This is a genomic window from Gammaproteobacteria bacterium (assembly GCA_013003425.1).
Taxonomy (GTDB): domain Bacteria; phylum Pseudomonadota; class Gammaproteobacteria; order Steroidobacterales; family JABDKV01; genus JABDJB01.
Genome location: JABDJB010000017.1, coordinates 30,931 through 43,453 on the forward strand (window position 1 = coordinate 30,931; position 12,523 = coordinate 43,453).

13 protein-coding genes are annotated in these 12,523 nt (G+C 60.7%); 5 read left to right on the forward strand and 8 right to left on the reverse strand.

The window, feature by feature from the left end; all coding sequences use genetic code 11:
- Both HKN06_03325 and HKN06_03330 read left to right on the forward strand, forming a co-directional pair.
- On the forward strand, nt 1-558 hold the full coding sequence (locus HKN06_03325; protein NNF60344.1) for an SPOR domain-containing protein: 558 nt from the start codon (nt 1-3) through the stop codon (nt 556-558).
- Nucleotides 558-1,364, forward strand: a complete 807-nt coding sequence (locus HKN06_03330) for an alpha/beta hydrolase (protein ID NNF60345.1) — start codon at nt 558-560, stop codon at nt 1,362-1,364. Before HKN06_03325 ends, HKN06_03330 begins: the two co-directional genes overlap by 1 nt.
- An 8-nt stretch (nt 1,365-1,372) precedes the next feature.
- Here HKN06_03330 and HKN06_03335 read toward each other — a convergent pair whose 3' ends face one another.
- From HKN06_03335 to def, 6 genes are read right to left on the reverse strand one after another with little or no spacing between them, the layout of a single operon-like run.
- Complete coding sequence (locus tag HKN06_03335) at nt 1,373-2,734, reverse strand: sigma-54-dependent Fis family transcriptional regulator (protein NNF60346.1); 1,362 nt, start codon at nt 2,732-2,734, stop codon at nt 1,373-1,375.
- Complete coding sequence (locus tag HKN06_03340; protein ID NNF60347.1) at nt 2,731-4,962, reverse strand: HAMP domain-containing protein; 2,232 nt, start codon at nt 4,960-4,962, stop codon at nt 2,731-2,733. The genes HKN06_03335 and HKN06_03340 overlap by 4 nt, the downstream gene beginning before the upstream one ends.
- Nucleotides 4,935-5,531 carry a DUF4390 domain-containing protein gene (locus HKN06_03345; GenBank protein ID NNF60348.1) on the reverse strand — a complete coding sequence of 199 codons (597 nt, stop codon included), beginning with the start codon at nt 5,529-5,531 and terminating at the stop codon, nt 4,935-4,937. The genes HKN06_03340 and HKN06_03345 overlap by 28 nt, the downstream gene beginning before the upstream one ends.
- Before the next feature lie 16 nt (nt 5,532-5,547).
- The gene (rsmB, locus tag HKN06_03350) at nt 5,548-6,837 is read right to left on the reverse strand and encodes a 16S rRNA (cytosine(967)-C(5))-methyltransferase RsmB (protein ID NNF60349.1); all 1,290 of its coding nucleotides are present in this window, start codon (nt 6,835-6,837) and stop codon (nt 5,548-5,550) included.
- Nucleotides 6,830-7,810 (reverse strand): methionyl-tRNA formyltransferase, encoded by a 981-nt coding sequence (locus tag HKN06_03355; GenBank protein ID NNF60350.1) that lies wholly within the window; start codon nt 7,808-7,810, stop codon nt 6,830-6,832. The genes rsmB and HKN06_03355 overlap by 8 nt, the downstream gene beginning before the upstream one ends.
- Nucleotides 7,807-8,343, reverse strand: a complete 537-nt coding sequence (gene def / locus HKN06_03360) for a peptide deformylase (protein NNF60351.1) — start codon at nt 8,341-8,343, stop codon at nt 7,807-7,809. Before def ends, HKN06_03355 begins: the two co-directional genes overlap by 4 nt.
- Before the next feature lie 218 nt (nt 8,344-8,561).
- Between def and HKN06_03365 the strand changes: the two genes are divergently transcribed.
- Nucleotides 8,562-9,794, forward strand: a complete 1,233-nt coding sequence (locus HKN06_03365) for a LysM peptidoglycan-binding domain-containing protein (protein NNF60352.1) — start codon at nt 8,562-8,564, stop codon at nt 9,792-9,794.
- An 8-nt stretch (nt 9,795-9,802) separates the two neighbouring features.
- Here HKN06_03365 and HKN06_03370 read toward each other — a convergent pair whose 3' ends face one another.
- Together HKN06_03370 and HKN06_03375 are read right to left on the reverse strand one after the other, a co-directional pair.
- Nucleotides 9,803-10,180 carry a hypothetical protein gene (locus HKN06_03370; GenBank protein ID NNF60353.1) on the reverse strand — a complete coding sequence of 126 codons (378 nt, stop codon included), beginning with the start codon at nt 10,178-10,180 and terminating at the stop codon, nt 9,803-9,805.
- A 4-nt stretch (nt 10,181-10,184) separates the two neighbouring features.
- Nucleotides 10,185-10,736, reverse strand: a complete 552-nt coding sequence (locus tag HKN06_03375) for a class I SAM-dependent methyltransferase (protein ID NNF60354.1) — start codon at nt 10,734-10,736, stop codon at nt 10,185-10,187.
- A gap of 182 nt (nt 10,737-10,918) precedes the next feature.
- Between HKN06_03375 and dprA the strand changes: the two genes are divergently transcribed.
- Nucleotides 10,919-12,034, forward strand: coding sequence for a DNA-protecting protein DprA (gene dprA / locus HKN06_03380; GenBank protein NNF60355.1), 1,116 nt, complete (start codon nt 10,919-10,921; stop codon nt 12,032-12,034).
- Complete coding sequence (locus HKN06_03385; protein NNF60356.1) at nt 12,031-12,498, forward strand: DUF494 domain-containing protein; 468 nt, start codon at nt 12,031-12,033, stop codon at nt 12,496-12,498. The genes dprA and HKN06_03385 overlap by 4 nt, the downstream gene beginning before the upstream one ends.
- The last annotated feature ends 25 nt before the right edge of the window (nt 12,499-12,523 follow it).

Below are 12,523 nucleotides of genomic sequence, written 5' to 3' on the forward strand. Positions count from 1 at the left end.
ATGACCCGCGACTACAAAAATCGGCGCAGTCGCAAGAAAGACGCCACGCCCGGATGGGTCTGGGGTCTCGGTGGGCTGGCTGTAGGCCTGGCGGTAGCGCTGGCGGTACACCTGCAGGATCGGCGGCAAATGCGACCTGCCGCGCCGGTGGCAAACACGTCGGCCATTCCCTCGTCAGCCAGCGAAGCGGCCATGGCCGAAGAAGAAGAACCAGCATCGCGCTTCGATTTTTACGAGATGCTGAAAAACTTCGAGGTCGTAATACCCGAAACGGAGAGCACGGTCAGCAAAACCGGTAACAACCCTGCACCGGTGGCAAAAGCCGGTATCTACGTGCTGCAGGCCGGCTCGTTCCAGGCTTTCGAAGATGCTGATCGCATGAAAGCACGACTGGCGCTGCAGGGGCTGCAATCGCAGATTCAGCGCGTAACTATCGATGACAAGCGCTGGCACCGCGTGCGGCTGGGACCGTTTACCGACCTGGACGAACTGCAAACGACGCGGCGCCAGCTGCGCGAAGCCGATGTCGAAGTGCTGGTATTGAGAGTCGGGGAATAATGCCGCTAGCCAGAATAAATGGCACGGAGATCTTCTACGAAGAGCACGGTACCGGTAAGCAAACCGTGTTTCTCGCCCACGGGCTGACGCTGAGCGGCCGCATGTACCACCACCAGGTATTGCCGTTACGCGAACGTTTTCGCTGTATCACTATGGACTTCCGCGGTCAGGGCCGCAGCGCAACAGCCAGGACCGGCTATGACATGAACACGCTGGGTCGTGACGTCAAGGCGCTGCTGCGTAAGCTTGATGCCGCGCCCTGCCACTATGTCGGCCTGTCGATGGGCGGGTTTGTAGGCCTGCGGCTGGCGCTGCAGGAGCCGCAATTCATCCGGTCGCTGACGCTGATAAATACCGGCGCCGCAGCCGACGGTCCTGCTGACCGGCTGCGCAGCATGTCGATGACGGCGGTGGTGCGGTTGTTCGGTGTGCGCCCGGTTGCGGGTCGCGCCATGCGGCTGATCTTCAGTCGCCGGTTCCTCAACGACCCGCAGCGCCGCGAGGAGCGCCGCATCTGGCGCAAGGAGTTGCTGGCCAACCGTCGCAGCGGCATTGTGCGCGCCGCAATCGGCGTGCGTCGGCGGCCCGCCGTTCTGGACCAAATCCACGCGGTGCAGGTGCCAACACTGATTATCGCCGGCGCCGAAGACGAAGCTGTGCCGGCAGAACATTCACGCCAGATGCACGAACGCATCGATGGCTCGAAACTGGTCGTCATCCCGGAGGTCGGCCACAACTGTTGCCTCGAGGCGCCGGATGTAGTCAACCGACAGCTTGTTTCTTTTCTCGACGCGGTCAGTCGCTGAAGCGCCCGTCAATCATCCGCCGCGCTGCTGCTGCCAAACTCCACCCCCAGTGAACGCAGCTTGCGATACAGGTGGGTGCGCTCCATGCCGACACGCTTTGCCAGGAGCCCTACTTTTCCGCCGCAGATGTCGAGCTGCTGCTGCAGGTAGGCGCGCTCAAATTGCTCGCGCGCTTCACGCAGCGGCAGCGCCAGCAAGTCCTGCTTGACCAGTGACTCCGCGGGTGCTGATTCAACTTCCAGCGCCTGCTCTACTTCGGCCAGTGAAATATCTTCGGCACCGCCAAGCACAAGCAGGCGATGCACCATATTTTTCAGATCGTTGATATTGCCCGGCCAGGGATAGTTGCGCAGCCGGTTCTGCGCGGCAACACTGAAACGGCGCAGTGGCAGGCCCTGCTTGTCGACCAGTTTGTCGACGTAATAACGCAACAGGTCTGGCACGTCTTCACTGTAATCGCGCAGTGGCGGGATGCGTAACCGGATTACATTCAGATGGGCCAGCAAATCACGTCGCAGCTTGCCACGCTGCATGCTGGACTCTACGCCGGTTCCGGACGAGGTAATGATGCGGACTTCCAGCGGTGTTACATCGCTGCTGCCGTGCTGGCGGTAGCCGCCTGACTCGAGTGCGCTCAGCAGCAGTGTCTGCGCATGTGGTGGCAGGTCTTCTATTTCGTTCAGGAACAGCGTCCCGCCACGCGCCTGCTCGAGGTAACCGGGCTTGGAGTCGCCATCTTTGATGCTGCCAAACAGCAGCTCTTCGGCATTGTCCTCGGTAAGCGAACCGGCTACTACAGTTACCATCGGCTCACCGGCGCGATCGCTTAACGAATGCAGAAAGCGGGCAAAGGCTTCACGACCGGTGCCGACCTCCCCGACCAGCAGCACGTTACTGTCATGCCCGGCAATGCGCTTTATCTGCTCGCGCAGGTCCTGCATGACCTGGCTTTTGCCTAGCGGCGCGACCATTTTCGGTACGATGCCGCGGCTGACCTTGCGTGGCTGCCGGGTCAGCGCCCGCTCCACCGTCTTCAGCAGCTTTGCCAGCGAGACGGGTTTCTCGATGAAATCCAGCGCTCCCAGCCGGGTTGCCTCGACGGCCGTTTCAACCGTGCCGTGACCGGACATCATCACGACGTTTGACGGATTTCCTGACTCTGCCCACTCGCGCAGCAAGGTAATGCCATCGGTATCGGGCATCCAGATATCCAGCAGCACCAGGTCAGGTTCGTGCTGTTTACGCCGTTCGCGCGCTGCCGCAGCGTCTGCCGCGATACTGACCGTGTAACCCTCCTCGCGCAGGATCTCCTCGAGCAGCTCACGGATATCCGCTTCGTCGTCAACTACCAATATGTGTGCAGCACTCATGCGATGCCTCCGCCAGATGCAAACGACGATGTCCGGCCATGCGCCAGCAATGCGCGACCCTCTTCATCAACCGGCAACAAAACCGTCACCCGGGCGCCGCCCGATGCGGGATTCTCCGCGGTGATACGGCCGCCGTGTTCTTCGACCAGCTTCTTGACGATAGCCAGGCCAAGCCCGGTACCCTTACTTTTGCTGGTTACGTACGGTTCAAAAATTTGTTCTGCCGGCATTGCAAACCCCGGACCGTTGTCCTCAACGACTATCTCGGCCAGCTCAGCACCTTCATCGCGACGCCGCCGCGTGAACAGGCTGACTTTGCCATCATCGGTAAGCGCTTCACCGGCATTGCGCAACAGGTTGTGCAGCATCTGCCGCATGCGACCAGCATCGGCCTCGATGGTGCCGAGCGACTGATCCAGCTGGAGAGACAAATCCATCCTGAGCTCGCGGCTGCGGTACAGCTCCGCAACTTCTGTAACGATGCGATTCAGATCAATGTGGTCAATCTCCAGCGCAGGGGCACGGGCGTATTCGCTGAATGCATCGACCATTGCCTTCATAGCCTCGACCTGCTGCACGATGGTGTGGGTCGATCGGTCAAGCACCTTTGCATCGGTGTCATTCATGGTGTCGAGATAGCGCCGCCGCATGCGCTCGGCCGACAGCTGGATTGGCGTGAGCGGGTTTTTTATTTCGTGCGCCAGGCGGCGTGCCACCTCGCCCCAGGCAGCGTCACGCTGCGCCTGCAGCAGCTCGGTGACGTCGTCGAACACCACGACATATCCCAGCGGAATTTCGTCTTCACCAGGCAAGGCAGTGCACGCTGTATTCAGCACGGTTCGGCCGCCCGGTCCGCGCAGCACCACTTCGTCACGCCAGTCCGGTTCGCCATCCTCGATGTGCTTGCGGATAACGGCAGCAAACTGATCCAGCAGCGGTGCATTGAGACCGGTCATGGTCAGCGGCGCGCCCACATGCGACTGCAGGTCAGCACCGAGTATTGCTGCCGCCGCGCGGTTGGTTACACGCAACGTGAGATCCGGCTCCAGTGCAATTACGCCACTGGACAGCCCTGCCAGCACCGCCGCGAGATTGGCACGTTCATTCTCCACCGCCTGCTGACTGCGACGGGCACTCTCACGGGCTTCAGCCAGGCGCCGGGTCATGTCATTAAAGGAGTTAACAAGAAAACCAATCTCGTCGCGGTTACGGGTCTGCAGCCGCGTGTCGAAATCGCCTTCAGCAACGGCGCGGGTGCCGGCAACCAGCGACTGGATTGGCGCTACCAGCCGTCTTGACCACAGGAACGCACCCCACACGGCGGCCAGCAGCGAAACCAGCAGGATCAGTGTAAGCGTCAGCGTCAGGCTGTATTTGAGTGGCTTGCGCAGATAGGCGGCCTCGCCATAGCGGGTGTAGGCCTGCTGCACCGATTCGGCCAGCCCGCTGAGACGGCCGGTAACCGGGTAAAGCCCCTGCAGCATACGTACTTCATCGGCGGGACTGCGCCGCGGTACAGACACGGCAGTGCGAACCATAAATCCACCACCACCAAGCGGATCGAGGCCGACGAATGCGTTTCCCTGGCGCAGCTGCAACTGCACTTCATCGCCGGGCAGCGACGGCAGCGTGATCGAGTCTCCCTCTGTGCTGGTCGCGATGATGCGGCTGTTCTGGCCGATCACGGTCAGCTCGCTGGCGCCGCTGCTGCGGCGCAGCCGGCTCAGCGTCGCCACCAGTTCAACCTGCTCTGCGCTCGCAACTGCATCGACCATGTTCCTGGTTTGTTCCAGGTAATCATTCATGCGCAGATCCAGCGCACCGCGGCTGAGCCGCAACGCATCATCGAGACCGGTCTCGATCTGCACATCGAAATAGCTGTCGATACCCTGCTGCAGGAACTGCAGCGAAAAGTAATAGACCACAACCACGGGCAGCACTGCCAGCACGACAAACATGGCAACCATGCGTGCCTTGAGCCGCGAACCTGGCAGGTGACGGCGGTATTCCCGTGCCAGCCGGATCATGTTGCCGATTACCAGCAGCAGCAGGACCGCAACGCCGGCAACGTTCATGATCAGGATGGTCTCGTGCATCTGGTTAAAGCTGCTTGCGTCACTGGTGCTGCGTATCAGCAGCCCGAGCGAGATCAGCATCAGAACTGCACCCGCGATTCCCAGCAGCGTATATACCAGGCGCATCAGTGCGGCAGCCTCCAGTCGTACCATTCACTGGCGAGACGCCAGTCACCAAAGAACACATCGAGTACGCGCAACGGGCCCGGGAACGAGCGAATGTCCAGAACCGTTTTCAGGCGTAGCACGTATTCGCGCTCATCCCGCAGCAGTGCACTGTCGAGCACCGGCAACTCGCGCACTTCACCGAGCCGCAACAGTGCCGCAGCGAGCGTCAGGAAGGACTCCTGTTCGCCACTGTTAAGATTCCGCACAATGTAGCGTTCGCTCAGGGCGTGATACCGCAGCTCGTACAACTGCAGCAGCTCGGCGACGTTTTTATCCGGTCGCCACTTCAGCGTGCGACGCACGTCGATGCGGAGCTCGAAAGTAAGCGCGACACCGCGCGCCAGCGCTTCCAGCGCAACATCGTTCAGGTCGTAATCAATCGTCGCGTTGAGATAGTAAACGCCGTCAATTTCGTCGGCGTATGCCGCCACGATGACAAAGTCGCCGTTCTTGATCGCGTGAACGTCTGTGGCGAGCAAGCTCAGGGCTGCTGCCAGGCTGGCCAAAAGCCACCCGGTGCGCTGCCGCCAGTCTGTTGCCGCCGCTTTAATCATTAATTAATCCGGCCCGTCAGGCCGCTTCCAGACAAGAATAATAGAAGCCGTCCATCCCTGCCTCTCCGGTGAGTATCTGTACGCCGAAGCCGCCCGCCAGGCCACAGCCGGGAGTGAGAACGCGCGTCTGTGCGCCGGATTCACGCGCCATGAAGGCCTCAACGACGCGTGAGTTTTCCGCTGCCAGCAACGAGCAGGTGGCGTACAGCAGGCGCCCGCCAGGCGCCAGCAACGGCCAGGTTGCAACCAGCATCGCCAGCTGGCGGGCCGCGAAAGCGTCGATATCGCCGGCACGGCGCAACAGCTTTATGTCGGGGTGCCGGCGGATAACCCCGGTAGCCGAGCACGGTACATCGAGCAGAATGCGGTCAAAAGGCCGACCGTCCCACCATTGCTCCGGCATCGCGGCATCGCCGACGGTAACGCTTGCCTCCAGCCCGAGCCGCTCCAGGTTTTGCTGTACTTTTCCCAGTCGCCGCTCATCGTGGTCGACAGCCGTTACCTGCACATCCGCGCTCTCAAGAATATGGCAGGTCTTGCCGCCCGGTGCGGCGCACGCATCGAGCACGCGCATACCATCACGCAGGTCGAGCATGGTCGCGGCGAGTTGCGCGCCGGCATCCTGGACCGAAACCTCGCCGGCAGTGAAACCGGGGATCTGTTCCACCGGCAACGGCTGCGGTAACGCCACGGCATCGGCGGCCCACTGCGACCGCTGCGGCTCTGCATCGTGCTGATCAACGAACGCCGCGCACCAGCTGTCGATATCGCTGCGCCGCCGGTTTACACGCAACCACATCGGCGGTCGCTCGTTGCCGGCCTGCAACAGACCGGTTGCCTCAGGCCAGTCAGCGGCGAGCCGGTCGACCAGCCATTGCGGATAAGCGTGGCGGGTCGCCGCAGTGCCAGCCAGTTTTTCATCAATCTTGTCCGTCTCACGCTGGTAACGCCGCAATACTGCATTGACCATGCCGGCACCACGCGGGCGGCCGACGCGTCGCACTGTATTGACGCTTTCCGAAATCGCCGCATGCGGTGGTACCCGCATGAAACGCAACTGGTACAGGCCTGCCAGCAGTACTGCCAACATGAGCTTGTCCTTCACCGGGCGGTCGACTAACTCGTCGACAATTGCGGCGAGCTGAAAATACCAGCGCGCGACGCCAAAGCTGATTTCGCCGGCCAGGCCACGCTCCCGTTCGTCTGCCAGCGAACCCTGCAGCGGCGGCAGCACGCTGTCGAGCGTCGCGCCACCAAGCATTCTGGCAATAGCGCGCGCCGCCGCTGTCCTTGCTGTATCAGGCATCACAACCATCGCCAAGCACGGCGCCAGCCATTTCGTGGGCGTTGAGAAATGCCGCAGCCGGCATCACTCGTTTGCCCGCCGGCTGCAGCTCGGTGACCTGCAGCGTGCCAGCGCCGGTGGCAACCTTCAGCGCCGGCCCGGTCACGCTGACCGTCCCGGGCACACCCGATGCAGCTTCATCGAGCGCCTGCGCAGTCCACAGGCGCAGCTGGCGGCCACGCCAGCGCGTCTCGGCAACCGGCCATGGGTTGAACGCGCGAACCTGAGATGCAATCTGTGCTGCGGCTTGCTGCCAATCGATTCGTGCTTCGCTTTTTTTCAGCTTCGGTGCATAGGTTGCCTGGCTGTCGTCCTGTGGCACCGCGGTCAACGCACCGGCGGCAATGTCTGCAAGCCGGGCAAGCAACAGTTCCGCACCGAGCGTGGCCAGCCGGTCGGTCAGCTCACCGCCGGTCTCGTCAGCGCCGATGAGCGTCTCGCTTTTTGCCAGCATGGCGCCGGTATCGAGCCCCGCATCCATCTGCATCAGGGTGACACCGGTCACCGGGTCACCGGCGAGCATGGCCCGCTGCACCGGGGCGGCGCCGCGCCAGCGTGGCAATAATGACGCGTGCACATTGACACAACCCAGGCGCGGAATGTCGAGCACGGCCTGCGGCAGGATCAGACCATAGGCCGCGACGATCATCAGGTCCGGATCGAGCTGGCGCAGGGTTTCCTGTGCCTGGTCATCACGCAACGATTCCGGCTGCTGCAAAGGCAGCCCGAGGTGCAACGCCAGCTGCTTGATGTCGCTGTAACGGACACGCCGTCCACGACCCGCCGGCCGATCCGGCTGGGTATACACCGCGATAATCTCGCACGCCGGGCTGCCGGCATCAGCCAGCGCACGCAGCGACGGCACGGCGAAATCCGGGGTGCCGGCAAAAACTACGCGGAGGGTTTTGTTGTCAGTGGTCGTGGCGGCGCTCAAATCACCGGTACGTTTGACGGCACCGGATGATCGACACGCAGCCGCCGCGATTTTTCCAATTGTTTGCGGATGCGCTGACGCTTCAGCTCTGACAGGTAATCGACAAACAGCTTGCCTTCGAGGTGATCCATTTCATGCTGGATGCACACCGCCAGGATACCTTCTGCGTCCATCTCGAACTGCTCGCCATCGCGGTTGAGTGCCGTGACGCGAATCTGCTCGGATCGCTCGACCTTTGCGAATATATCGGGCACGGACAGACAGCCCTCCTCGGTGATAACGGTGCCTGCACGCTCGAGGATTTCAGGATTAATAAAACACAGCGGCTCACTCTGATCGGACGACACATCGGTGACCAGGAGGCGCTTGTGGACATCGACCTGGGTGGCGGCAAGACCGATTCCGGGGGCCTCGTACATGGTCACGAGCATGGCGTCGATCAGGGCCCGCAGGTCGTCATCCACGGCCGATACCGGCTCGGCACGGGTCCGAAGCCTCGAATCAGGAAATTCCAATATTGTGAGCTTGTTCATGTGTGAACTGTGCCGCAATTTAGCAAGCTACTTCGTGCAAAATGACACAAGAAGCTGATAAAGTTATGACAAGTCGAGAAACAGGGCCTCCGGCGCCGGGAAACAGGTCACTGATAGTGACCCGCTGCACTGCACAAATGTTCCCTTCGGTCCGGCTTCTCGAGCACCTGAAACCAGTATACCGCGCAAAACGGCATTTTTAGCGGAGCACATCGCACATGGCATACCCAATTTCCGCCCGACTGGCAGTTCTGAGCCTGGTCGCCCTTACCGGCGCCTGCTCCACGATCAAGTCCTACATGCCCCAATCGGGTGAGGCTGCAGAGCAGACTGCTGCCAGCGCGCCGTCGGTGTACAGCCCGGCTCCCGCTGCCCCGGCGCCGCAATCGCATCCGCAGCTGCGGCCTGCCACAGACAGCAATCGCGGCTATGGCACCGAATATGACAGCAACCCTGTTGCCGTGCCGATCAAGCCCGGCGCTCCGGATCGTTACACCGTCGTCAGGGGCGACACGCTGTGGGACATCTCCGGGTTGTTTCTCGAGGATCCCTGGTTGTGGCCGGAGATCTGGTATGTCAATCCGCAAATCGATAACCCGCACCTGATTTATCCCGGTGATGTGCTCAGCCTGGTCTGGGTCGATGGCCGACCGCAGATCCGCATCGACCGTGGCGGGGTCTCGGCCGATGTGCGCCTTTCGCCGGAAGTCCGCTACCAGTCACTGGAAGATGCGATACCGACCATTCCCTACGACGCGATTGCCGGCTTTTTGTCAAAGCCCACTGTCCTCGACAAGAAAACAGTGCGGCGTTCGCCCTACATCGTGGATATACGCGAAAGCCACCTGATTGCCGGCTCCGGTTTTCATGTCTACGTGCGTGGCACTGATGCGCCGGCCGGCACACGTTTTCATGTTTACAACGTCGGTGACGAGCTGTTCGACCCGGACAGCGGCAGGCTGCTCGGTTTCGAAGGGCTGTATGTCGGCGAAGGCCGTATCGAAGAAACCGGCGACCCGTCGACGCTGTTCCTGACCGAAACACGACGTGAAGCGCTGAAAGGCGACATCCTGATCCTGGAAGATCCAAAGCTGCCGCTGAGCTTTTTTCCGCGCGCTCCCGAGCAGCCGGTCGAGGGCCGCATCATCTCCGTAGTAGACGGCGTTTCCCTGATCGGCACCTACCAGATCGTGTCAATAAATCGCGGATCCAATCACGGTATAGCCACAGGCCACGTGCTGTCGGTGTACGAAACCGGCGAGGTCATACACGACCGTTTCGCACAAGCCGGTGGCTTCAGCAGCCTGTTCCGCCGCAAGAAATTGCAGCTGCCAGACAAGCATGCCGGCGAAATGATGGTATTTCGTGTGGCTGAGGAGATCAGCTACGGCCTGATAATGCACGCGACCAGCGAAATCAACGTGCTCGATACCGTGCGCAACCCGGAATAGCCTGGCACTCAGGCTGGATTTCTTATTACCCGCGTCATGAACAGCACGACGTAACGCAGCACGAAGAAAAACGCCAGCGCCGTTGCGGTGGCCAACGTGCCATTCAGTAGACCGGACTTCACGAGGTAGCCGATTATCAGGCTGGCTGCCAACGTTATCAGGATGTTGACCAAACAATAACGCCAGAACCCCGGGTTAACGATATCGGTCATCCGGTAAACCTGGTATTTGGCGATAAACAACACGCCGAGCACCACCAGTGAAGAGATGGTGGAGTCAAAACCAGCGACATCAATCGCATAGGCATTGAGCAACACGGCAGCAATATAGAAAATACCGCCAACTGCGGCGAAGCGCGTAAACAACCGGGCGTGATCAGTGGCCATCGTGCTATGGCCGCTCCATTTCAATGACGAACGTCGGAGACAGCAACCCGATGGCCCTGGTTATCCTGAATCGGAAAATTGCGTAAGGGAAAAAGCCGTAGATATGCGCGGCGGGAAACAGCTGCCTGATGTCCCGCAGCGAAAAGAAATGCAGGTGTCCGTCATGCTGCAGATCGCGCGGCGTCTTGCCGAACAGCCTGGCAAGTGGATACAACCAGAACGCGCTGTTAGGCGTTGTCAGAATAAGCTTCCCGCCCGGTTTCAGCACCCGCTCACATTCGGCAACGAACTGCTCCGGTGATTGCAGGTGCTCGATGACTTCGCTGCACCAGACCAGATCATACGACGCGTCTGCGAACGGCAGGCCGTCATTTACATCGGCGATCAGGGCATTCTCATAGTGCTTCTCGATATCGATCGACGCGACATGGTAACCGTGCCGCTCAAGCCAGCGGCTCTGGGTACCTTCGCGACAGCCAACATCCAGCGCACTGTGGCCGTCACCTTCCGGCACCAGCTCGAGCGCAATCAGCTTGCCCTTGGTGGTGTTGCGCAACTCTCCCTGGCCAAGGTCGATTGGTAGTTTTTTGAGGAATTTGACGATGCTGTTACTTGAAATACCAACAGTTCAAAACAGCATAACATCAGCGCAACATATAGCGGCGCAGCAAGAAAGCTTACTTTTTGACACATTATCCTGGCTTGCCGAATAATCGCTGGCGCGTAGCATGGGTGTCGATGACTGATTTACGCAGCTGGCTGATCCTGCTCCGGGCACCTGGCCTGAACAGCACTATTGTCGATCAGCTGCTCGAAACATACGGCGACGCCGCAACAGTCATTGCCTCTGGCCGCTCCGGCCTGCGGCAGGCCGGTCTGCAAGAAAAGACTATCAGCGCATTACTACACCCTGATAATGCGCTTGTTGACGCTGATCTTGCGTGGCTGGCAAAACCCGGCCGTGAACTGATCCCGCGTGGAGCCGACAACTATCCCGTTTTGCTCGCTGCTACACCCGGTGCTCCGCTAGCCCTGTTTGTCGATGGCGATCCGCTGACTTTGGCGCTGCCGCAGCTGGCAATAGTCGGCAGCCGTAACCCGACGGCGACCGGCCGCGACAACGCAACTGCATTCGCCCGTCACCTGGCCGGCTGCGGCCTGGCGATCACCAGCGGACTGGCGACCGGCATCGACTCCTGCGCCCACGCCGGCGCGCTGGACGGAACGGGCCGGACTATCGCCGTCTGCGGCACCGGGCTGGACCAGGTCTATCCGGCCGACCGTGCCGGCCTGGCCGATCGCATCCGCCAGAACGGTGCCCTGGTCAGCGAATTCCCACCCGGAACACCCCCGCGTCGTGCACATTTCCCGCAGCGCAACCGGATAATCGCGGGCATGGCGATGGGTACGCTGGTGGTCGAGGCAGCACACCGCAGTGGCTCGCTGATTACGGCACATCGCGCCATCGAATTTGGCCGCGAAGTGTTTGCCATCCCCGGGTCCATTCACAATCCGCTGTCACGCGGCTGCCACCGCCTTATTCGCGAAGGCGCCAAGCTGGTCGAATCGTCAACCGACATCCTCGACGAGCTCGCGCCAGTGTTTCAGGCTGCACACGAAATCGAGCCCGCTCAGAGCGCCGTTGCGGACCATGACAGGCTCGATGAGGATTACGCCAAGTTATTGGATTGTATCGGTTATGAGCCTACGCAAATCGACACAATGGTCCAACGCAGCGGATTGACGGCGAATGAGGTTTCATCCATGCTGCTGATCCTGGAGCTCCGCGGCTATGTAAGCCAGGTCGCCGGTGGCGGTTTCTCCAGGACAGGAAAAAAGAGATCTACTGAATGAAAGAAAGCGTGCTCGACGTACTGATGTACCTGTTCGAAGCATTTGCCGACGCTGATATCGAGCCCGAGTCGGACCGCAACGTGTTGCGCGGGGAGTTATTGCAGGCCGGTTTTGACGAGCCCAACGTCGACCGCGCATTCGCATGGCTCGACGAACTGAACGACACCGACTCCTCCGATACGCCAGACGCCGATGCCCTGCGGGTATTTTCCGGCGCCGAGACCGCGCAGCTTGGCGTGGATGCGGTCGGCTACCTGATGCACCTGCAGCACATCGGCATCCTGCGGGCGGCTCAGCTGGAAATCGTCATGGACCGCCTGATGGCGCTGGGCGACACCGACATTGATATGGAACAAATCAAGTGGATTGTGCTCATAGTGCTTTACAGCCAGTCCGACCAGCATGAAGAATATGCGCGCATGGAGAACCTGGTATTCGAGGACGGCCCTGCCGTACTCCACTGACCCCCACCAGCGGCGCAAGCTATAT